The organism is Streptomyces scopuliridis (assembly GCF_042790125.1).
GTDB lineage: Bacteria > Actinomycetota > Actinomycetes > Streptomycetales > Streptomycetaceae > Streptomyces > Streptomyces scopuliridis_A.
The window spans coordinates 29,499-50,431 of the sequence record NZ_JBHTZS010000043.1 but is presented as its reverse complement, the minus strand read 5'-3'; the positions used below and the strand labels follow the sequence as shown (position 1 = coordinate 50,431).

Genomic DNA, 20,933 nt, shown 5'->3' with positions numbered 1-20,933 from the left:
CGCACATGTGCGAGACAATGGGCCGCATGGAGATGCCGAGGAACGAACGGTCGCAGGAGAGCCCCCACGTCCTCGTGGTGGGACAGGACGGGATGGCGCTCGGCGGCGGTGGAACCGACGACGGCGCGCGTGAGGTTCCGGTGACGGAGATGGTCGAGCAGCCCGCGAAGGTCATGCGCATCGGCAGCATGATCAAACAGCTTCTGGAGGAGGTGCGGGCGGCTCCCCTGGACGAGGCGAGCCGGGTACGGCTCAAGGAGATCCACGCCGGCTCGGTGAAGGAGCTGGAGGACGGGCTCGCCCCCGAACTGGTCGAGGAGCTGGAGCGGCTCTCGCTCCCCTTCACGGACGAGGCCATTCCCTCCGAGGCGGAACTGCGTATCGCGCAGGCTCAGTTGGTGGGATGGCTGGAGGGCCTCTTCCACGGGATCCAGACGGCGCTGTTCGCCCAGCAGATGGCGGCCAGGGCCCAGCTGGAGCAGATGCGCCGCGCGCTGCCGCCGGGCTCGGTCCAGGAGGACGACGGAGAGCAGGGGCACGGCGCGATCCGCTCGGGCCCGTACCTGTAATCCCCGGATCTTTTGATCCCCGGATCGCTCTCGATCACTCTGTCCGGCGCGGCCCGGCACACCGTGCGGTGTGCCGGGCCGCGGCCCGTATCAGGCGCTCGCGGGCGCGATCAGCCGGTGAACGTGGTTCAGGCGCTCGCCGACGTGAGCAGCAGGATCTTGCCGACGTGCGTGCTCGCCTCCAGGGCCCGGTGCGCCTCGGCCGCCTCCGCCATGGGCAGCGTCCGGTCCACGATCGGACGGACCTGGCCGTCGGCGATCAGCGGCCAGACATGCTCGCGTACGGCCGCGACGATCGCCGCCTTCTCGGCCAGCGGCCGGGCGCGCAGCGAGGTCGCCGTGATGGCACCGCGCTTGCCCAGCAGGGCGCCCAGATTGAGCTCGGCCTTCGTTCCGCCCTGGAGACCGATCACCGCCAGCCGGCCGTTCACGGCCAGGGCCCGCACATTCCGTTCCAGATACTTCGCGCCGACGATATCGAGAATGACATCCGCACCGGCGCCGTCCGTGGCCTTGCGGATCTCCTCCACGAAGTCCTGCTCGCGGTAGTCGATCAGGATGTCCGCGCCCAGCTCGGCGCAGCGCGCCAGCTTCTCGGGACCGCCCGCCGTGACCGCGACCCGCGCGCCCACCGCCTTGGCCAGCTGGATCGCCATCGTGCCGATCCCGCTCGCCCCGCCGTGCAGGAGCACCGTCTCGCCCGGCCGCAGATGCGACACCATGAAGACGTTCGACCAGACCGTGCAGGTGACCTCGGGGAGCGCCGCGGCCGAGGCCAGGTCCAGGCCGCTCGGCACGGGAAGCAGCTGCCCGACCGGGACGGCGACCTTCTCGGCGTACCCCCCGCCGGCCAGCAGCGCGCACACCTCGTCGCCGACGGCCCAGCCCGCGACCCCCGGGCCGAGCGCGGCGATCGTGCCCGCGCACTCCAGGCCGGGGTAGGGGGAGGAGCCGGGCGGGGGATCGTAGAAGCCCTGCCGTTGCAGCAGGTCCGCGCGGTTGACGGCGCTCGCCGCCACCTCGACGAGCACCTCGCCCTCGCCGGGTACGGGATCGGGCACCTCGGCCCATACAAGCGCCTCGTGGCCACCGGGTTCCGGAATCGTGATCGCATGCATGGCCGCGAGGCTACTCCGGCGGGGTGCGAAGCGGCCCCTGGGCACGGTCAGTTCGAGTTGTCCGGCGCCGAGGGGCTCTGCGCCCGGACGATGGTGATCAGACGGTCGGTCAGCTGGAGCGGGCTGGCGGCGGGGTCGTCGTACCCCATCAGCCGGTGGCCGCGCAGCACGCTCACCACGAGGTCGTCCGTCTCCCGTACGTTCCGGCCCACCTCGGCCTTTATGACGGGGCGTTCGATGATGTCGAGGCCGCTGCCCTGCTGGATCAGATCCTCCATCACCGTGCCCGCGCTCGGGCTGAGCACGGACAGTCCCAGCAGCCGGCCGGCCGCGCTGGCGCTGGTGATGACCGCGTCGGCCCCGGACTGGCGCAGGAGCGGTGCGTTCTCCTCCTCGCGCACGGCGGCGACGATCTTCGCGGCACGGTTGAGCTGACGTGCGGTCAGCGCCACCAGCACGGCCGTATCGTCGCGCTGGGTGGCGATGACTATCTGACGCGCCCGCTGCAACTCGGCGCGGAGCAGCACATCGCTGCGGGTCGCGTCGCCGATCACGCCCACGAACCCTTCCGCGTTCGCCGCGTCGATGACCTTGCTGGACGGGTCGACGATAACGATCTGTTCCTTCTTCAGACCCGTGGCACAGAGGGTCTGCATCGCCGAGCGCCCCTTGGTGCCGAAGCCGACGATGATGGTGTGGTCGCGCAAGTTGGACCTCCAGCGGTTCAGCCGCCACTCCTCCCGGGTGCGCTCCGTGAGCACTTCGAGAGTCGTACCGACCAGGATGATCAGGAAAAGCACCCGCAGCGGGGTCACCAGCAGCACATTGGCCAGCCGCGCGCCGTCGCTGTACGGGACGATGTCGCCGTAGCCCGTCGTCGAGAGCGTGACGGTCGCGTAGTAGACAGAGTCAAGGAAATCGACCGACTTATCCGAGTTGTCGTGATAACCCGTTCTGTCGATATAGACGATGAAGACCGTCAGGGCGAGGACGAACAGCGCCATCAACAGCCGTCTGGTGACCTGACGCAGGGGCTGTACGGCCGTACGGCGCGGAAGCTTGACCCGCGCCGAGACGAGATGTTCGTCGGCGTGCCTGGCCATCGCATCATGGCCCGGAAGTTTCACGTGAAACACCCTCCATCGACCGCTGCCGCCCACGGCAGGTCGAGAACTTCCAGTTCGTCTCCGGACCGCGCGCCGCCCGGCGGCACGACCGCGAGTCCATCGGCGGCGGCGATGCCGCGCAGCATGGCGGGACCGTTGAAGTGCAGCGGTACGAGGCCCTCGTCATGGTGCACGAACGGCACCAGCCGGGTGTCGTACGGGTGGCCATGCACCGCGTCCCGCAGCGGTGCGCGGTACGGGGGCCGGGGAGCCCGGCCGGCCAGCGCACGCAGCAGGGGCTCGGCGAGCGTCAGCAGTCCGGAGACCGCGGCGAGCGGGTTGCCGGGCAGCCCGACCAGATGCCGCCCCGAGGCCAGCCGGGCCAGCAGCATGGGGTGCCCGGGGCGTACGGCGACCCCGTCGACCAGCAGCTCGGCGCCCGTCTTGTGGAGCACCGGGTGGACATGGTCGACCGGGCCGGCGGCCGTGCCGCCCGTGGTGAGGACGAGATCCGCCTCGGATCCGGTGACCGCTCGGCACAGCGCCTCGGCCTCGTCGCGGATCCGGCGGGTGGCGATGACATCGGCGCCGAGCGTACGGAGCCAGGGCGCGAGCATCGGCCCCAGCGCGTCGCGGATCAGCCCGTCATGGGGCAGCCCTTCGGTGAGCAGCTCGTCGCCGAGGATCAGCACCTCCACGCGCGGGCGCGGGACGGTCAGCAGCTCGTCATAGCCGGCCGCCGCCGCGAGCCCCAGGACGGCCGGGGTCACCAGGGAGCCGGCGGGCAGCAGCCGGTCGCCGGTCCGGCACTCCTGGCCGCGCGGCCTGATGTCCTGCCCGGGGATCACCTCGCGGTCGGCGTGGAGACGGCCGCGGCTGTCCGTATGGGCATGCTCGCTGCGGACCACCGCAGTCGTGTCGGCCGGGATCCGCGCGCCGGTGGCGATGCGTACGGCCGTGCCGTCCGGGAGCGGCGCCACCGCCCCATGGCCGGCCAGGATGCCGAGGTCGTCGGCGCCCCGGCGGTCAGGGGTGCCGGCGGCCTCGCCGCCGGGGGCGTCGGCCGTCGCCCCTGTGCGTGGAGAGCCTTTGACGGGTTCTCGTGACGAGCCTTTGACGGGCCGCACGGACCAGGGGCCCGGCCCCGAGACCGCCCAGCCGTCCATGGCGGAGGTGTCGAACGACGGCAGGTCGGTGAGGGCGGTCAGTGGCTCGGCGAGTGCCCGGCCCACGGCCCGGTCGAGAGGTACGGAGGTGGCGCGGGCGGCCGGAACCGACTGCGCGGAGCGGGCCGCGAGGGCGCGGGCGGCCTCCCACGGCTCGGCGCTGTGCCGAGCGGCCGGAGGCAAGCCGGCGCCGTGGCCGGGTGCGGCGCCGCGGGTACGGTCCCGTTCCTGGCCCTCGCCCAGGCTCTGGCTGTGTTGCGGGTCGCGGGCCGGGCCGATGGCCGGTCCCGGCGCCCCCCTCGCGCCCGGCTCTCTGCCGACCAGAGCCAGGGCGTCGTCGAACCCGTCGACCTCGCGGTCCTGGGCCGTCATCCGGCGTCGGCCCCCTTGGCGCCCGGTCCGTCGGTGCCCTCCGTCTCGTCCGCCCAGCGCACGGCGAGCGCCGCGGCCTTGCGGGCGGCTTCGGCGACCGCTTCGGGACCGTCCCCGCCGGCCTTGGCCGCCGCGTAACCGACCAGGAAGGTCGTCAGCGGTGCGGCGGGTCTGGCGACGCCGTGCGCGGCATCGCGGGCGAGATCGAGGAGTACATGGGTGTCGACATCAAGCTCGATGCCGAGTTCGTCCTTGACTGCGGTGATCCATTCGTCCAGCACGGTCCCATGCTCTCTGATCCTGGCCCGCGCTGTGGAGATGTCTTCCCAGGTGTCGCAGTCGAAGGAGGCGAGCGGATCGGCGTCGACCCGGGCGAGGTCGAGTTCTTCCACCAGCAACCGGAGCGGCAGGCCGGGCAGACTGCCGTACTCAGTGGCCAGAAGGGCCAGTTCACGACGGAGCGGCTCGGCACGGTAGGCGGCGACCAGCGGCTGGTCACGGCCTTCGGCGTCGGTGAGCAGCGCCCCCTCCCGGCCGGTTCTGTCCAGCGTCTCGATCAGGCGGCGCACCGTCGGCTCCCCCAGGAACGGCAGATCCGCGGAGAGCACGAGCACGGTGTCCGCCTCGGCGCACCGCACCCCCGCGTCGAGCGCGGCGACCGGCCCGCCGCCGGGCGGATCCTCGCGCGCCCAGCGCACCGGCCGCGCCGTGGGCCGCCTGCCGCCCACGACCACGGTGCGGGCGGCCCCTTCGCAGGCCGCCAGCACCCGGTCGAGCAGCGACCGGCCCCCGACACGTACCCCTGGCTTGTCGGCGCCGCCGAGCCTCTTGGCGGCACCTCCGGCGAGCACGATGGCGTCATACGCGGTCATGGCTGAAGTATGGGCCGCGACCGCACGCCCGAAGCACCCGAGGTGGCCTGTTTTCGAGCGACCACCTCACTCATGCCCAGGCCTGGGGGGCTCGCCCCGGCCTACAGCGTGCGCAGCAGCACCGCCGGCTGTTCGACGCAGTCCGCCACATAGCGCAGGAAGCCGCCCGCCGTACCGCCGTCGCAGACGCGGTGGTCGAAGGTGAGCGACAGCTGGACGACCTGACGCACGGCCAGCTCACCCTCGTACACCCATGGCTTGGGCACGATCCTGCCGATCCCGAGCATCGCCGCCTCGGGATGGTTGATGATCGGCGTCGAGCCGTCGACCCCGAACACCCCGTAGTTGTTGAGGGTGAACGTCCCGCCGGTCAGCTCGCCCGGCGTGAGCGTGCCCGCCCTGCCGGCCTCCGTCAGCCGCGCGAACTCGGCGCTCAGCGACTCCGCGGAGCGTGCGTGCGCGTCCCGTACGACAGGGACGACCAGGCCGCGGTCGGTCTGCGCGGCGAAGCCGAGATGCACCTCGGGCAGGCGCACGATCTCCCGGGCCGCCAGGTCCACGGTGGAGTTCAGCTCGGGGTGGCGGGCGAGGGCCGCCGTGCAGATCCGGGCGAACAGCGCGAGCAGCGAGATCTTGGCCCCTCCGGCCGCGTTCATCGCGGTGCGCGCGGCCATGAGTTCCGTGGCGTCCGCGTCGACCCAGCAGGTCGCGTCCGGGATCTCACGACGGCTGCGGGAGAGCTTGTCCGCGACCGCGCCACGTACGCCCCGCAGAGGCACCCTGGTGACGCCGGGCCGCGCGGACGGGGTGGCCCGCACCGGAGCAGGAGCCGGGGACGGGGTCCGGATCGTGGCGGGGGCGGGGGCAGAGGCCGCGGCGGGGGCAGGGGCGGCGGGTGCTGCCTGTGTGGCGCCCTGGCTGATCGCCTGCTCGACATCGCACCGCAGGATCAGCCCGTCCCGCCCCGAGCCCGCCAGCTCGCGCAGATCGACGCCGTGCTCGCGGGCCAGCCTGCGTACCAGCGGGGAGACGACCGCGACCGCCCCGGCCGCGCCGTTCAGCGGTTCACGAGCGGGCGCGGGGGCAGCGGCGGACCCGCTCATCGGCGCCCGTCGGACCCGGCGCCTGCGCGCCGCCGGAGCGCCCGTGCCGTACCCGACCAGCACATTGCCCGATGTCTCGTCGGAGGCCGGAGCCGATGCGGGGGAGGGCGCGGGGGCCGGGGAAGCGGCCGGCTCGGGGGCCGGGTGGGCCGCCGTCGGCGCGTCGGCCGGTGCCGACGCCCCCACCGCCACCGTCAGCAGCGGCGCCCCGACAGGCAGCTCCGTGCCCTCTTCGCCGTAGCGGGCGGTCACCACGCCCCCGTAGGGGCAGGGCACCTCCACCATCGCCTTGGCCGTCTCGACCTCGACGACCGGCTGATCGACGGCGACGACATCCCCCACCGACACCAGCCAGCGGACGATCTCCGCCTCGGTCAGCCCTTCCCCGAGGTCCGGCAGTTTGAATTCCAGCACCTGGGCCATCAGCTCTCCGTCTCCCACTGGAGTCGCGCGACCGCGTCCAGCACCCGGTCCACTCCCGGAAGATGGTGCCTCTCCAGCATGGGCGGCGGATAGGGAATGTCGAATCCGGCCACGCGCAGCACCGGCGCCTCCAGGTGGTGGAAGCAGCGTTCGGTGACGCGGGCGGCGATCTCCCCGCCGGGTCCGCCGAAGCCGGTGGACTCGTGGACGACGACCGCCCGCCCCGTGCGCCGTACGGACGCCGCGACCGTCTCGTCGTCGAACGGCACCAGTGAGCGCAGATCGACGACCTCCAGGTCCCAGCCCTCGGCGCGGGCCGCCTCAGCCGCCTCCAGACAGACCGGCACGGAAGGACCGTAGGTGATCAGCGTGGCGCTGCTCCCCCGGCGCCGCACGACGGCCCGTCCGACCGGAGCGACCTCGGCCGGATCATCCGGCGACCACGTGGCCTTCGACCAGTAGAGCCGCTTCGGCTCCAGGAAGATCACCGGATCGTCGGAGGCGATCGCGGCCCTCAGCAGCCCGTACGCGTCGTCGACCGTCGCGGGCGTGACGACATGGAGGCCGGGGGTCGCCATGTAGTACGCCTCCGAGGAGTCGCTGTGGTGCTCGACCCCGCCGATCCCGCCGCCGTACGGCACCCGCACGGTGATCGGCAGCGGCATCGCGCCCCGCGTGCGGTTCCGCATCTTCGCCACATGACTGATCAGCTGCTCGAACGACGGATAGGCGAAGGCGTCGAACTGCATCTCCACGACGGGCCGCAGCCCGTACATCGCCATCCCGACGGCCGCCCCCAGGATGCCGGCCTCGGCGAGCGGGGTGTCCGTACAGCGGTCGTCGCCGAACTCGGCCGCGAGCCCGTCGGTGATCCGGAAGACCCCGCCGAGCGTGCCGACGTCCTCACCGAGGACATGGACGGAGGGGTCCTCGGCCATCGCGTCGCGCAGCGCGCGCCGCAGGGCCTGCGCCATGGTGGCGGGCTTCACCGCGACGGTGGTCATCGCACCTCACCGGATCCTTCCGCGTGTCCCTTCCCGGAGTGTTCCCCCGGTCCTTCTCCTGGTCCTTCTCCGGAGCCTTCCTCGGCCGAGGCCTCCAGCTCGGCCCGGAGCTGGGCCGCCTGCTCACGCAGCTGCGTGGTCTGATCCGCGTAGACGTGCGCGAAGAGGGCCATGGGGTCGAGCACCGGCTCGGCGTTCATCCGGTCGCGCAGCCGCGCGGCCATCGTCTCGGCGGCCTCGGCGGCCTTCCTGATGCCGTCCTCGTCGAGCACCCCGCGCGCGGTCAGCTCGTGTTCGAGCAGCCGGACCGGGTCGTGCGCGCGCCAGATCTCGACCTCGTCGCCCGCCCGGTAACGCGTGGCGTCGTCGGCGTTCGTATGCGCTTCGATGCGGTAGGTCACGGCCTCGACCAGTGTCGGTCCCTCGCCGCGCCCGGCCCGCGCCAGGGCCTCGCCGAGGACCGTGTGCACCGCGAGCACGTCGTTGCCGTCGACCAGCCGGCCCGGCATGCCGTACCCGACGGCCTTGTGGGCCAGGGAGGGCGCCGCGGTCTGCTTGGCGAGGGGCACGGAGATGGCGAAGCCGTTGTTCTGGACGAGGAAGACGACCGGGGCCCGCCATACGGCGGCGAAGTTCAGCGCCTCGTGGAAGTCGCCCTCGCTGGTGCCGCCGTCGCCCACGAGGGCGAGCGCGACCACATCGTCCCCCTTGAGCCGGGCCGCGTGCGCCAGGCCGACGGCGTGCGGCAGCTGGGTGGCCAGCGGTGTCGACAGCGGCGCGATCCGGTGCTCGTGCGGGTCGTAGCCGGTGTGCCAGTCGCCGCGCAGCAGCGTCAGCGCCTGTACGGGGTCCAGCCCGCGCGCCACGGCCGCGAGGGTGTCGCGGTAGCTGGGGAAGAGCCAGTCCTGCTCCCGCAGGACCAGCGCGGCGGCGACCTGACAGGCCTCCTGGCCCGTGCTCGACGGGTAGACGGCGAGCCTGCCCTGCTTGGTCAGCGCCGTGGCCTGCGTGTTGTACCTGCGCCCGCGGACCAGCTCGGCGTAGAGCCGCAGCGACAGGGCGGGGTCGGCCCCGGCCGCGGCATCCGTACCCAGCACGCGGTACGGCTCGGGGTCGGGCAGCAGCGGTGCGGGGTCGGTACGCGGCCGCCAGGCCGGCGGCGGGTGCGGCAGATGGCCCGCGGCACCGGGCGGTTCCTGGACCGACGTACTGCTTTCCTTCACGCGTGCACCTCCTCGTGGGAGCGGGTGAACGGGTGCCAAGATGTGGCACGCCTCACCTACCGATTGTTCGGTCGTGAGGGCATTTTGGCTACACGCGGCTCCAGCCTGTGGACAAACGGTTCTCCACAGCCTGGGATGGACGCAGGCCGTCCATGGCGCGGAGCCGAGAAGACAGGGGAGCTGAACAAATGGCCGACGGCACGGACCGGGAGATCGACGGGGTGGGGGTCAGACCCGGCGCCGAGAGAGGCGGCGGCGGTACGGAAGCCATGCTTCCGGCGCGCCCCCTGGACGCCATCGACCAGGACATCCTGCGCATCCTGCGGGCGGACGGCCGCGCCTCGATACGGTCGGTGGCCGAGCGCGTCCATGTCTCGCGCGCCAACGCGTACGCCCGGATCAACCGGCTGATCGACGACGGCGTGATCCGCGGTTTCAGCGCGCGGGTCAACCATGAACGCGCCGGCCAGGGCGCGTCCGCGTACATCACCCTGAAGATCGTCCAGAACTCCTGGCGCACCGTGCGCGAACAGCTCCAGGAGCTGCCCGGGGCCACCCATATCGCGCTGGTCAGCGGCGACTTCGACGTACTCCTGCTGGTGCACGCCCCGGACAACCGCTCCCTGCGGGAGCTGGTCCTGACCAGGCTCCAGTCCATCCCCGAGGTGCTCTCCACCCGCACGCTGCTGGTCTTCGAGGAGACGGACCTGAACGGGCCCCCTCCGTCGTAGACGGCCCCCTTTTCAAGAGCTTCAAGAGCTTCAAGAGCTCTGAAGCTCCAGAAGGAGGCCGCCGCTACAGGCCCTGCTGGGCGTCGGTCCGCAGCCCGTCGAAGGCCAGCCGTACGACCGCCTCCGCCACCTGGTCGCGGTCATAGCCGCCCGGCGCGTGCGGCCGGTACCACTCGACCAGCGAGTTGACCATGCCGAAGAGCAGCCGGGTCGCCAGTCTGATGTCCATGTCGGCGCGCAGATCGCCGTCCGCCGCGGCGGCCTTCAGCAGATCGGCGACCCGCTGGTCGAACTCGCGCCGCCGCTCCATCGCCCAGCGCTCGGTCTGGGTATTGCCCCTGACCCGCAGCAGCAGCGTCACATACGGCAGCTCCGCGATCAGCACCTCGACCGTACGGCGGGTCACGTACTCCACCCGCCCGATGGCCCGTCCGCGCGTGGCCCCTTCCTCTTCGAGGATCCCGAAGAGGCCGTCCAGGGCGCGGCTGACCGCACGGCGCAGCAGCTCCTCCTTGCCCACGACGTGGTGGTATATCGAGGACTTGGAGATCCCGGCCGCCTTGGAGAGATGCTCCATGGAGGTGCCGTCGTACCCGCGCTCGTTGAAGACACGGACGGCGACGGTCAGCAGGGTCTCCGGCGTATAGGTGTCGCGCTTCGCGGTGGTCATGACGCGTCGTCCTCCTGCGCGGCGGCCAGGCGGCGCAGTGCCTGGGAGGGGGCGTAGCGGCCCGTGGGGTACTCCTCGTGCAGCGCCTCCAGCATGTCGAGCACCCACCGCGCGCCGAGCCGGTCGCCCCAGTCGAGGGGTCCGCGCGGGTAGTTGACACCGAGCCGCATCGCGAGGTCGATGTCCTCGGGGGACGCCACCTGGCGCGCCGCCGCGTCGAGCGCGAAGTCCACGAGCATCGCGACCGTACGGGCCACGATCAGGCCCGGGAGGTCGCCGATCACGCTGACGTCCTTGCCCAGCGCCTGGAAGAGGCCGATGGCCTCCTTCAGGGCCGTCTCCGCCACCCGGGCGGCGGGCGCGAGGGCGATCCGCGTCGCCTCCCGGTAGTCCAGCGCCAGATCGAAGTGGATGACGGGCATCCCCGCGTCGTCGGCGGCCGAGCCGTCCGCCAGGAAGAGACGCGTGCCGTCGGACAGTTCGATCCAGCCGGGGTAGCCGGGAACCGCGTCGTCCTTACGGGTGACGCCGATCCCCGCTGCCTCGATCAGGCCCGGCAGCGCGTCCGCCGCGAACAGCTCGCGCCGCACGGTGACGGACGCGGGCGCCTTCTCGGGCCCCGCCGTGTGCGCGGCCGCCTGGGGCGCGTCCTCGCCGTACGCGTACCACCCCCGGCCCGACTTGCGCCCGAGCCGCCCCGACTCCACCAGCCGGCGCTGCGCGAGCGACGGCGTGAACTTCGGGTCCTGGAAGAAGGACTCCCAGACCGACCGGGTGACGGCCTCGTTGACGTCCTGGCCGATCAGATCGGTCAGCTCGAAGGGGCCCATCCGGAAGCCGCCGCACTCCCGGAGGACGGCGTCGATGGTCGCGGGGCCGGCGGCGCGCTCCTCGTAGACGCGCAGCGCCTCCGCGTAGAAGGGGCGGGCGATGCGGTTGACGATGAAGCCGGGGGTGTCGGCGCAGCGCACCGGGGTCTTTCCCCAGGCCAGCGCCGTCGCGTGGGCGCGCGCCGCGGCCGTCTCGTCGGTCGCGAAGCCGCTGACGACCTCCACGAGCGGCAGCAGCGGGGCGGGGTTGAAGAAGTGCAGTCCCACGAACCGGCCGGGGTGGCGCAGCGCGCCCGCGACGGCCGTGACGGAGAGGGAGGAGGTGTTGGTGGCGAGCAGACAGTCGTCGGCGACGATGTCCTCCAGCGCCGCGAACAGCTCCCGCTTGACGGAAAGTTCCTCCAGGACGGCTTCGACCACGAGCGCGGCGTCCGCCAGCTCGGCGAGGTCCCGGGCCGGATGCAGCCGGGCGCGCGCGGCGTCGCAGGCCACGGCGTCGAGCCGGCCCTTCTCGACCAGCCGGTCGAGGCGCCCGGCGAGGGCGGTGGCGGCCTGCTCCGCACGGCCGGGCACGGCGTCGTAGAGCCGTACGGGATGGCCCGCGACCAGCGCCACCTGGGCTATGCCCTGCCCCATCGTGCCGGTGCCGACGACCGCGACGACGCGGCCGGGCTCGATTGCTGTCATGGACGCAATCCTCCCGTATGAGTGAGCCACTGAGTGAACCGGTTGTCCACAGACGGGTGGTCCACGGACGAGTCTTGGACGAGTACGGACGAGTTATGCACAGGTTCGCCGGGCACCCTTGTCCCGACCGATCGTTCGGTTACTCTAACTCTGTCCGCCAGTTCATGTCCCTGTCCGTGTCTCTGATGCTCAGCCCGACCGAGGAGTGGGTCCGTCATGGCCGCCGCCCAGCTCAGTCCCCAGCAGCTCTCCGACAAGCACCGGCCCACGCTCGACCGGGCTCTCGACGCGATCCGCACCCGCGCCTACTGGTCCCCGCATCCCGAGCACCCCAAGGGGTACGGGGAGACCGCCCCGGCGGACGGGCTCGCCGCCTTCCAGGCGCTGCGCGGGACCCGCTTCGAGCTGGGCCAGCCCGGGACGGACGGCTGGACGGCTGGCGAGGTCTCGCCCTACGGCCCGGCGCTGGAGGTCGAGTATCCGCACGCGGACGTGGAGGTCCTGCTGCCCGCCATGCGCGCGGGGATGGGCACGTGGCGCGAGGCCGGGCCCGAGACGCGGGCGCTGGTCTGTCTGGAGATCCTGGCCCGGATCAGCGCCCGTACGCACGAGTTCGCGCACGCGGTGATGCACACCAGCGGGCAGGCGTTCATGATGGCGTTCCAGGCGGGCGGGCCGCATGCCCAGGACCGCGGCCTGGAGGCCGTGGCGTACGCGTATCAGGAGCAGGTCCGTACGCCGGCCGAGGCCGACTGGTCCAAGCCGCAGGGCAAGCGGGACCCTCTTGAGCTGCGGAAGACCTTCACGGCGGCGGCGCGCGGGATCTCGCTGCTGGTCGGCTGCAACACCTTCCCGACGTGGAACGGCTACCCGGGCCTGTTCGCCTCCCTGGCCACCGGCAATCCGGTGCTGGTCAAGCCGCACCCGCGGGCGGTCCTGCCGCTGGCGCTGACGGTCCGGGTGGCCCGCGAGGTGCTCGCCGAAGCCGGCTTCGACCCGAATCTGGTCGCCCTGGCCGTGGAGCGGCCCGGCGAGGGCATCGCCAAGACGCTGGCCGTGCGCCCCGAGGTCCGGATCATCGACTACACCGGCTCCACCGCCTTCGGCGACTGGCTGGAGACCCACGCCCGCCAGGCGCAGGTGTACACGGAGAAGGCCGGCGTCAACACCGTCGTGATCGACTCCACCGACGACTACAAGGGGATGCTCTCCAATCTCGCGTTCTCGCTCTCGCTGTACAGCGGCCAGATGTGCACCACCCCGCAGAATCTGCTGATCCCCCGGGACGGCATCGCGACGGACGCGGGCGAGAAGTCGTACGACGAGGTGGTGGCCGATCTCGCGGCCTCGGTGAGCGGGCTGCTGGGCGACGACGCCCGCGCCAACGCGCTCCTGGGCGCGCTGGTCAACCCCGAGGTGAAGGCCCGTCTCGACGCGGCGGGCGGGCTCGGGGACGTCGCGCTCGCCTCGCGGGAGATCACCAACCCGGACTTCCCGGACGCGGTGGTCCGTACGCCCGCGATCGTGAAGGCCGACGGCGCCCGCAAGGCCTGGGAGAAGGCATGGGAAGGCGCGGCCGGGGGCGCCGCCGACGCGGAGCTGCCGTATCTCGCGGAGTGCTTCGGCCCGGTGTCCTTCGCGGTCGCCGTGGACTCGACGGAGGACGCGCTGGAGCTGCTGCGGCGCACGGTACGCGACAAGGGCGCGATGACGGTCGGCGCGTACACGACGTCGCGCGAGACGGAGCGCGCGATCGAGGACGTCTGTCTGGAGGAGTCCGCGCAGCTCTCGCTGAACCTCACGGGAGGGGTGTATGTGAACCAGACGGCGGCCTTCTCGGACTTCCACGGCTCCGGAGGCAACCCGGCGGCGAACGCGGCCCTCTGTGACGCGGCGTTCGTGGCGAACCGCTTCCGGATGGTGGAGGTACGCCGCCAGGCGTGAGGCCCGGTCTCGTGAGGCCCCGGTCTCGTGAGGCCCCGGTCTCGCGAGGTCCGGCCCGGGGCCTGGGGCCTGGGCGCCGCCCGCCGGTCAGGGGGCGGGCGGCGCCGACTGCCCTTCCGTGCCCGCGGCAGGCCCGCCCCAGTGGAACAGCGTCATGGCCACGCTGGTGGCGAGGTTGTAGCTGGACACCTGCGGTCGCATCGGGAGCGACAGCAGCCGGGTGGCCCGGCTCCGGACGTCCGCCGAGAGCCCGTGCCGCTCGGAGCCGAAGGCGAGCAGCGCGCCATCGGGGATGGTCACGGACCGGATGTCGTCGCCCTCCGGGTCGAGTGCGTACAGCGGTCCCGGAGGGAAGTCGGCGGGAGCGAGCCGCTCGACGGCGGTGGCGAAGTGGAGCCCGGCGCCGGCGCGTACGGCGTTCGCGTGCCAGGGGTCCAGATCGCCGGTCGTGATCACCCCGGTCGCCCCGAACCCGGCGGCGAGCCGCACGACGGCCCCGACGTTCCCCAGATTGCGCGGGTTGTCCAGGACGACGACGGGAGACGGACGGGGCAGCGCCGACAGCGCGTCCAGGTTGGTCCGGCGACCGCGTCTGACCGCCAGCGCGGCGATCTGCGTGGCGTGGACCCGCGGCACCAGTTCCCGCAGGACAGGGGCCGGTATCTGTACGACGGACTCCTTGAACACGTCGGTCAGATCACCGGCCAGTTCCGCCGCCAGGGCCAGGGCGGAGTCCTTGTCGCTCGTGACGGCCGACCGTACGTCCGCCCCGAACCGGAGGGCGTGTTTCAGCGCGTGGAAGCCGTCGAGCACCACCAGGTCGGGGCCGGCCTCGCGCCATTGCCGTACGGCGAGGGCGGCATCAGCGTCGTTCATCGCCTCAGAGTACGGCGTGCCCTCGGTGACCAGGCAGTTCAGCCGACGAGAGTCCGGGGCTGGTCAGGACTCTCGCTCCGCTGCTCCGGCAGCGGTTTGCCCCGCTGGCGGAAGAGCCGGTCCCGCAGGCCCGCGACCCGGCCGCCGAGCCAGCGCAGGAAGTTCGTCGGCAGGAACACCGCGTCGGCGGCGATCATGGCGAGCGAGAAGAACGGCAGCCCGAGCAGTACGGCGATGCCCGCGTGCTCCAGCATCATCGCGACCAGCAGCACGTTCTTGACGCGGCGGTTGAAGAGCGTGAACGGGAAGGCGACCTGCACCATGACCGTGCCGTAGCTGAGCAGCATCACCATGACGCCGCTGGAGGCCAGCAGCCCGGAGAGATCCGGCCAGGGCGAGAAGTAGTCCAGCTTGAGCGGGTAGTACAGCGCGGTGCCGTCCTGCCAGCGCGAGCCCTGGATCTTGTACCAGCCGGCGGTGGCGTAGACGAGACAGACCTCCGCCATGATCACGGCGAGTCCGGCATTGTGGACAAGGTTGGCGAGGATGTCGAGCAGGGCGCGGGGCTCGCCGTGGGGCGCGTACCGGTTCGCCGTCCACCACAGGCCCTGCGCGACCCAGAGTCCCCAGAACAGGATCAGCATCCACAGCTCGACATGGACCTGGTCCAGCCATGTGCCGACGAGGAGGAACCCTCCGAGAACGACCCACAGGACCGGTCCGACACGGTCCGGTACGGCGCGCTCCGGTGCGCCGCCCTCGGGTACGGCATCGGCTTCCCTGCTGGCGGCGCGCGCCGCCCGCCTGGCGTCCAGCGACCAGACCTGACCGCACCGCGTCAGGACCAGATAGATCGCGATCAGATGGATGATGTTGTCGCCGCCGTCGCCCATGAAGATGGAGCGGTTCTGCAACGACAGCACGCCGAACATGAAGACCACGGACATCGTGCGGGTGCGCCAGCCGACCATCAGCAGCGCGCTGGACAGCACGGCGACGGCGTACACGATCTCGAACCACACCGTGCTGTCCGACCACATCAGCCCGGTGAAGGCACCGTTCTTGGCGATCAGCTGCCGGGCCAGCTCCCAGCCCCACGGGGAGTCGGGGCCGTACAGCTCATGGCGCTGGGGCAGCTCGCGCAGCAGGAAGAGCAGCCAGGTGCCGGCGAACCCGATCCGGACGACGGCGCTCTGGTACCGGCCGAGAGGGCCGGCGGTGACGCGCTGGATACCGCGGGCCACCCAGCGGTCGAAGGTGACCCGCTTAGCGCTCCGGCCACCCGGCCCCTCCGGCACCCCGCCCGGCCGGCCAGTCCGCTGATGCTCCACCCGCTCGCTCATTCGCCCGCCTCCGTACGGCCGTTCCGTACGCCCCCGGGAAGATCGGACGCGTTCACCGTCCACCAGGGAAAGACCCGGTAGAACGGGCGCGTATTCACCTTCTCCTTGCTCCAGGAAGGGGCCGCGATGGAGGTCGTGGCGGACCTGAGCTGGAGGCGTTCCACGGAACCGCCCAGATTGTGGTCCTCCAGGCGCAGCATCACTATGCGGCGGATATAGCTCTCGGAGAGCTGCCCGCGCAGACCGTTGGGACGGTTCTTGTCGTCGCGGGCTCCGACGAAGAAGTCCCAGCCCCGGCGCAGCTCGTTCTGGTCGACATGGCTGGGCAGGAAATTGCCGCGGATGGCGGCGCCGTCCTCGGCGGAGAGATCGATCCAGCCGGTGGTCCTGCGCGTGCCGTCCGGGGCCTCGACCTCGGCGCGCGCCTGGACGGCGACGTTCTGCTGGAGCGGGTTGGGCGCGAAGAGCTTCCAGTTCTGTTCGAACTCGGGGTAGACCCAGCCGTCGACGGTCTCGCCGTGCTGCTTGGTGAGCGTGTTCGACGGGGCGACATGCAGGAACACCATGGCCACATGGGTGCAGGCCAGCACCCCTATGACAGCGAGGGCCACGGCGGCCGCCACCTGGTAGCGCAGGGAGAGGCCGGCTATCCCCGCGCCCGGCGGTGGCCCGGCCGGCACACCCTCGTCGTCGTACGAATCCATCCCGCCCCGATCCCCGTTGGTGCCACAGTCAGTTATCCACAGCGGTTGACACCCTACGGGCCGCCGACCCACCATTGAAGTCCATGAACCGAACGATCGGTCGGTAGGGGGCTCGGATGACGGCAGTGACCGCGGGGACAGCTGCGGAGGCGACGATGGAGACGACGGCGGAGGGGTTCGAGGCGGCGTTCGACGCCGCGGTGGCCGCCGATGAGCGCATCGAGCCGCGCGACTGGATGCCCGAGGCGTACCGCGCCACTCTGGTCCGCCAGATCGCGCAGCATGCCCACTCCGAGATCATCGGCATGCAGCCGGAAGCGAACTGGATCTCGCGCGCGCCGTCACTGCGCCGCAAGGCGATCCTGATGGCCAAGGTGCAGGACGAGGCGGGACACGGCCTGTATCTGTACAGCGCGGCCGAGACGCTGGGCACCGGCCGCGAGGAGCTGCTCGACAAGCTTCACGCCGGCCGCCAGAAGTACTCGTCGATCTTTAACTATCCGACGCTGACCTGGGCCGATGTCGGCGCGATCGGCTGGCTCGTGGACGGCGCGGCGATCACCAACCAGGTGCCGCTGTGCCGCTGCTCGTACGGTCCGTACGCCCGCGCGATGGTCCGGATCTGCAAGGAGGAGTCCTTCCACCAGCGGCAGGGGTACGAGCTGCTGCTCGCGCTCAGCAACGGGACCCCGGCGCAGCACGAGATGGCGCAGGACGCGGTGAACCGCTGGTGGTGGCCGTCGCTGATGATGTTCGGCCCGCCGGACGACGAGTCGGCGCACTCCGCGCAGTCCATGGCCTGGAAGATCAAGCGGCATTCCAACGACGAGCTGCGCCAGCGCTTCGTGGACATCTGTGTCCCGCAGGCCGAGGCCCTCGGGCTGGCCCTCCCCGACCCCGATCTCCGCTGGAACGAGGAGCGGGGCCGGCATGACTTCGGCGCCATCGACTGGTCCGAGTTCCGCGAGGTCCTGAAGGGGAACGGCCCTTGCAACGAACAGCGCATCACCCAGCGCCGCCGGGCGCACGAAGAGGGTGCCTGGGTACGGGACGCGGCGGCGGCGTACGCGACGAAGCGTGACGCCGGCGGCGTGCCGGCGGAAGACGCGGAAGACGGGGTCCGGATGATGGAGGCGACGGCATGAGCAGCTCGACCGACTGGCCGCTGTGGGAGGTGTTCGTACGCTCCCGCCGCGGGCTGTCCCACACCCACGCGGGAAGCCTGCACGCGCCGGACGCGGAGATGGCTCTGCGCAACGCCCGCGATCTCTACACCCGGCGCAACGAAGGCGTGTCGATCTGGGTCGTCCCGTCCTCGGCCATCACCGCCTCCTCCCCCGACGAGAAGGACCCGTTCTTCGCGTCGGCCGCCGACAAGCCGTACCGGCACCCGACCTTCTACGAGATCCCGGAAGGGGTGAAGCACCTGTGAACGACGCTCCGGTGACGGCCCCGCCCCGGGCAGCGGCCCTCGCGCTCGGCGATGACGCGCTGGTGCTCTCGCACCGGCTGGGGGAGTGGGCGGGACACGCGCCCGTGCTGGAGGAGGAGGTCGCGCTCGCCAATATCGCGCTGGACCTGCTCGGACAGGCACGCATCCTGCTCTCCCTCGTCGGGGACGAGGACGAGCTGGCCTATCTGCGCGAGGAGCGGGCCTTCCGCAATCTCCAGCTGGTCGAACAGCCCAATGGCGACTTCGCGCAGACGATCGCCCGCCAGCTCTACTTCTCCACCTACCAGCTCTTCCTGTACCGGCAGCTGGCCGCCGGGGACAGCGCGTTCACCGCTCTCGCGGCCAAGGCCGTCAAGGAAGTCGCGTACCACCAGGACCACGCCGCGCACTGGACGCTGCGGCTCGGCGACGGCACGGCCGAGAGCCATGAGCGCATGGCGCGGGCCTGCGGGGCGCTGTGGCGGTACACCGGCGAGATGTTCGAGCCGGTGGAGGGGCTGGCGGTCGACTGGCAAGCCCTGGAGGACAGTTGGCGCGCATCCGTCGCCGATGTGCTGGAGCGGGCGACGCTGACGCTGCCGGACGGGCCCCGCACCGGCGCCTGGCGGGCGGGCGCGGGCCGGCAGGGGCTGCACACGGAGCCGTTCGGGCCGATGCTCGCCGAGATGCAGCATCTGCACCGCAGCCACCCGGGGGCGTCATGGTGACCGGCACGGGCTCCCGGCCCGCTCCCGCCGCCCCGGCCACTTCGGGCGCTTCCGGCGATACGCACCCGACCGCGCTGGAGGCCGAGCTGCGCGCGCTCGCCGGCGCGGTGCCCGACCCCGAGCTGCCGGTGCTGACGCTGGAAGAGCTGGGCGTGCTGCGTACGGTCGTGATGTCGGGCCCCGGAACGGTCCGGGTCGAGCTGACCCCCACGTATACGGGCTGCCCGGCGATCGAGACGATGTCCGAGGACATCGAGCGCGTGCTGCGCGAACGCGGAATACCGGACGTCTCGGTCGTCACGGTCCTCTCCCCGGCCTGGTCGACGGATGACATCAGCGCCGAGGGCCGGCGCAAGCTCGCGGAGTTCGGCATAGCGCCGCCCCGCCCGGGCACCGCGGACGGGCCCGTACCGCTCTCGCTCTCGATCCGCTGCCCGCACTGCGGCTCGACCGACACCGAGCTGCTGAGCAGGTTCTCCTCCACCGCGTGCAAGGCGCTGCGCCGCTGCGCGGCCTGCCGTGAACCGTTCGACCACTTCAAGGAGTTGTAGATGTTCCATCCGCTCCGCGTCAGCGAGGTCGAGCCGCTCACGGACGACGCGGTGGCCGTCACCTTCGCCGTCCCGCCCGAGCTGCGCGCGTCCTTCCGGCACACCCCCGGCCAGCACATCGCTCTGCGCCGTACCGGCGCGCAGGGCGAGGAGATCAGGCGTACGTACTCGATCTGCGCGCCCGCGGGAGCCGATCCCGTGCTGCGGGTGGGGATCCGGCTGATCGAGGGCGGCGAGTTCTCGACGTACGCCCTCAAGGAACTCGCCGTGGGCGACATGGTCGACGTCATGGAGCCGACAGGCCGCTTCACGCTGGAGCCGCGTGCCGGGCACTTCGCGGCGGTCGTCGGCGGCAGCGGCATCACGCCGGTGCTGTCCATCGCGGCCACCCTGCTCGCGCGGGAGCCCGGAGCCCGGTTCTGTCTGGTCCGCAGTGACCGGACCGTCGCGTCCACGATGTTCCTGGAGGAGGTCGCCGACCTCAAGGACCGCTATCCGGACCGGTTCCAGCTGGTCAGCGTGGTCTCCCGGGAGGAGCAGCAGGCGGGGCTGCCGTCCGGCCGGCTGGACCGCGAGCGGCTGACCGGACTGCTGCCGGCGCTGCTGCCGGTGGCCGACGTCGACGGGTGGTTCCTCTGCGGCCCGCTGGGGCTGGTGGCCGGCGCCGAACGGGCGCTGCGCGGTCTCGGAGTGACCCGCGACCGTATCCACCAGGAGATCTTCCATGTCGACGACACGGTCGCCATGACCACGGCGGCGCCGGGCCCGGCCGCCGCGCCGGCCCCCGCGCACAGCACGCTCACCGCGACCCTCCATGGCCGCTCGGGCAACTGGCCGGTCAGGGACGGGGATTCCCTGCTGGAGACCGTCCTGCGCAGCCGCGCGGACGCGCCGTACGCGTGCAAGGGCGGGGTCTGCGGGACCTGCCGCGCGTTCCTGGTCTCGGGCGAGGTCAGGATGGACCGCAACTTCGCGCTCGAACCGGAAGAGACGGAAGCGGGCTATGTGCTGGCCTGCCAGTCCCATCCGGCCACCGCCGAAGTGGAGTTGGACTTCGACCGCTGAGACTCACTCCCCGCCCTGGAAGCGCCCTGGGGCGGGTCTCAGGCGGGTCCCAGGCGCGTCTCAGAGGACGAACGCCGGGCTGCCGTTGTCGGTGACCATCGGACGCCCGGCGCCGTCCCAGGCGAGCATCCCGCCGTCCACGTTCACCGCGTCGACGCCCTGCTGGACCAGATACTGGGTGACCTGAGCGGACCTGCCGCCGACCCGGCACATGACATAGGCCCTGCGCCCCTCGGCCACCGCCTCGGTCACCTCTCCGAAGCGGGCCACGAAGTCGCTCATCGGGACATGCAGCGCACCCTCGACATGGCCGGCCGTCCACTCGTCGTTCTCCCGGACATCCAGCACCAGGCCGTCGGCAGGGACCGCCGCGGCATCGACCGAGGGCAGCGGGGCGAAGTTCATGGGCTGTGCCT

General features: G+C 71.9%; 21 protein-coding genes. 8 read left to right on the top strand and 13 right to left on the bottom strand.

The window, feature by feature from the left end:
* Nucleotides 1-26 precede the first annotated feature (26 nt).
* A complete protein-coding gene (locus ACFRKB_RS36165) occupies nucleotides 27-569 on the top strand; it encodes a bacterial proteasome activator family protein (protein ID WP_365976389.1) in 543 nt (180 codons plus the stop codon).
* Between the two features lie 128 nt (nucleotides 570-697).
* Here ACFRKB_RS36165 and ACFRKB_RS36160 read toward each other — a convergent pair whose 3' ends face one another.
* The 7 genes from ACFRKB_RS36160 to pdhA all read right to left on the bottom strand — a co-directional run bounded on the left by ACFRKB_RS36160 (nucleotide 698) and on the right by pdhA (nucleotide 8,956).
* Nucleotides 698-1,687, bottom strand: coding sequence for an NAD(P)H-quinone oxidoreductase (locus ACFRKB_RS36160; protein WP_383110852.1), 990 nt, complete (start codon nucleotides 1,685-1,687; stop codon nucleotides 698-700).
* A 47-nt stretch (nucleotides 1,688-1,734) separates the two neighbouring features.
* Nucleotides 1,735-2,790: a potassium channel family protein gene (locus ACFRKB_RS36155; protein ID WP_383110851.1), complete on the bottom strand. Its 1,056-nt coding sequence runs from the start codon at nucleotides 2,788-2,790 to the stop codon at nucleotides 1,735-1,737.
* A gap of 20 nt (nucleotides 2,791-2,810) precedes the next feature.
* The gene (locus ACFRKB_RS36150; protein WP_383110850.1) at nucleotides 2,811-4,331 is read right to left on the bottom strand and encodes a molybdopterin molybdotransferase MoeA; all 1,521 of its coding nucleotides are present in this window, start codon (nucleotides 4,329-4,331) and stop codon (nucleotides 2,811-2,813) included.
* Complete coding sequence (locus tag ACFRKB_RS36145) at nucleotides 4,328-5,203, bottom strand: NTP transferase domain-containing protein (RefSeq protein WP_365976386.1); 876 nt, start codon at nucleotides 5,201-5,203, stop codon at nucleotides 4,328-4,330. Before ACFRKB_RS36145 ends, ACFRKB_RS36150 begins: the two co-directional genes overlap by 4 nt.
* Nucleotides 5,204-5,304: 101 nt before the next feature.
* The gene (locus tag ACFRKB_RS36140) at nucleotides 5,305-6,729 is read right to left on the bottom strand and encodes a dihydrolipoamide acetyltransferase family protein (RefSeq protein ID WP_383110849.1); all 1,425 of its coding nucleotides are present in this window, start codon (nucleotides 6,727-6,729) and stop codon (nucleotides 5,305-5,307) included.
* A complete protein-coding gene (locus tag ACFRKB_RS36135; RefSeq protein WP_383110848.1) occupies nucleotides 6,729-7,733 on the bottom strand; it encodes an alpha-ketoacid dehydrogenase subunit beta in 1,005 nt (334 codons plus the stop codon). Before ACFRKB_RS36135 ends, ACFRKB_RS36140 begins: the two co-directional genes overlap by 1 nt.
* Nucleotides 7,730-8,956 (bottom strand): pyruvate dehydrogenase (acetyl-transferring) E1 component subunit alpha, encoded by a 1,227-nt coding sequence (gene pdhA, locus ACFRKB_RS36130; RefSeq protein WP_383110847.1) that lies wholly within the window; start codon nucleotides 8,954-8,956, stop codon nucleotides 7,730-7,732. Before pdhA ends, ACFRKB_RS36135 begins: the two co-directional genes overlap by 4 nt.
* A 188-nt stretch (nucleotides 8,957-9,144) precedes the next feature.
* On the opposite strand from pdhA, the gene ACFRKB_RS36125 reads away from it, so the two are divergent.
* Nucleotides 9,145-9,687 carry an Lrp/AsnC family transcriptional regulator gene (locus ACFRKB_RS36125; protein WP_383110846.1) on the top strand — a complete coding sequence of 181 codons (543 nt, stop codon included), beginning with the start codon at nucleotides 9,145-9,147 and terminating at the stop codon, nucleotides 9,685-9,687.
* Nucleotides 9,688-9,751: 64 nt separating this feature from the next.
* On the opposite strand, the gene ACFRKB_RS36120 is transcribed toward ACFRKB_RS36125, so the two are convergent.
* Both ACFRKB_RS36120 and ACFRKB_RS36115 read right to left on the bottom strand, forming a co-directional pair.
* The gene (locus ACFRKB_RS36120; protein WP_383110845.1) at nucleotides 9,752-10,357 is read right to left on the bottom strand and encodes a TetR/AcrR family transcriptional regulator; all 606 of its coding nucleotides are present in this window, start codon (nucleotides 10,355-10,357) and stop codon (nucleotides 9,752-9,754) included.
* The gene (locus tag ACFRKB_RS36115) at nucleotides 10,354-11,874 is read right to left on the bottom strand and encodes a 3-hydroxyacyl-CoA dehydrogenase (RefSeq protein WP_383110844.1); all 1,521 of its coding nucleotides are present in this window, start codon (nucleotides 11,872-11,874) and stop codon (nucleotides 10,354-10,356) included. The genes ACFRKB_RS36120 and ACFRKB_RS36115 overlap by 4 nt, the downstream gene beginning before the upstream one ends.
* 216 nt (nucleotides 11,875-12,090) lie before the next feature.
* Between ACFRKB_RS36115 and paaN the strand changes: the two genes are divergently transcribed.
* Nucleotides 12,091-13,818: a phenylacetic acid degradation protein PaaN gene (gene paaN / locus ACFRKB_RS36110; RefSeq protein ID WP_383110843.1), complete on the top strand. Its 1,728-nt coding sequence runs from the start codon at nucleotides 12,091-12,093 to the stop codon at nucleotides 13,816-13,818.
* 87 nt (nucleotides 13,819-13,905) lie between these two features.
* Here paaN and ACFRKB_RS36105 read toward each other — a convergent pair whose 3' ends face one another.
* The 3 genes from ACFRKB_RS36105 to ACFRKB_RS36095 are packed head-to-tail and all read right to left on the bottom strand — an operon-like array spanning nucleotide 13,906 to nucleotide 16,816.
* Nucleotides 13,906-14,694 carry a TrmH family RNA methyltransferase gene (locus tag ACFRKB_RS36105; RefSeq protein WP_383110842.1) on the bottom strand — a complete coding sequence of 263 codons (789 nt, stop codon included), beginning with the start codon at nucleotides 14,692-14,694 and terminating at the stop codon, nucleotides 13,906-13,908.
* 38 nt (nucleotides 14,695-14,732) lie between these two features.
* Complete coding sequence (locus ACFRKB_RS36100; RefSeq protein ID WP_383110841.1) at nucleotides 14,733-16,037, bottom strand: HTTM domain-containing protein; 1,305 nt, start codon at nucleotides 16,035-16,037, stop codon at nucleotides 14,733-14,735.
* A complete protein-coding gene (locus ACFRKB_RS36095) occupies nucleotides 16,034-16,816 on the bottom strand; it encodes a DUF5819 family protein (protein ID WP_383110840.1) in 783 nt (260 codons plus the stop codon). Before ACFRKB_RS36095 ends, ACFRKB_RS36100 begins: the two co-directional genes overlap by 4 nt.
* Before the next feature lie 41 nt (nucleotides 16,817-16,857).
* On the opposite strand from ACFRKB_RS36095, the gene paaA reads away from it, so the two are divergent.
* Genes paaA through ACFRKB_RS36070 form a run of 5 tightly spaced genes read left to right on the top strand, consistent with a single transcriptional unit; the run spans nucleotide 16,858 to nucleotide 20,517 of the window.
* Nucleotides 16,858-17,886 carry a 1,2-phenylacetyl-CoA epoxidase subunit PaaA gene (gene paaA, locus ACFRKB_RS36090; protein ID WP_383110839.1) on the top strand — a complete coding sequence of 343 codons (1,029 nt, stop codon included), beginning with the start codon at nucleotides 16,858-16,860 and terminating at the stop codon, nucleotides 17,884-17,886.
* On the top strand, nucleotides 17,883-18,173 hold the full coding sequence (paaB, locus tag ACFRKB_RS36085; RefSeq protein ID WP_030350928.1) for a 1,2-phenylacetyl-CoA epoxidase subunit PaaB: 291 nt from the start codon (nucleotides 17,883-17,885) through the stop codon (nucleotides 18,171-18,173). Before paaA ends, paaB begins: the two co-directional genes overlap by 4 nt.
* A complete protein-coding gene (gene paaC, locus ACFRKB_RS36080; RefSeq protein WP_383110838.1) occupies nucleotides 18,170-18,901 on the top strand; it encodes a 1,2-phenylacetyl-CoA epoxidase subunit PaaC in 732 nt (243 codons plus the stop codon). Before paaB ends, paaC begins: the two co-directional genes overlap by 4 nt.
* The gene (paaD, locus tag ACFRKB_RS36075; RefSeq protein WP_383110837.1) at nucleotides 18,895-19,452 is read left to right on the top strand and encodes a 1,2-phenylacetyl-CoA epoxidase subunit PaaD; all 558 of its coding nucleotides are present in this window, start codon (nucleotides 18,895-18,897) and stop codon (nucleotides 19,450-19,452) included. The genes paaC and paaD overlap by 7 nt, the downstream gene beginning before the upstream one ends.
* Nucleotides 19,453-20,517, top strand: a complete 1,065-nt coding sequence (locus ACFRKB_RS36070) for a 2Fe-2S iron-sulfur cluster-binding protein (protein ID WP_383110836.1) — start codon at nucleotides 19,453-19,455, stop codon at nucleotides 20,515-20,517.
* A 60-nt stretch (nucleotides 20,518-20,577) separates the two neighbouring features.
* Here ACFRKB_RS36070 and ACFRKB_RS36065 read toward each other — a convergent pair whose 3' ends face one another.
* Nucleotides 20,578-20,922: a rhodanese-like domain-containing protein gene (locus ACFRKB_RS36065; RefSeq protein ID WP_383110835.1), complete on the bottom strand. Its 345-nt coding sequence runs from the start codon at nucleotides 20,920-20,922 to the stop codon at nucleotides 20,578-20,580.
* Nucleotides 20,923-20,933: the final 11 nt, after the last annotated feature.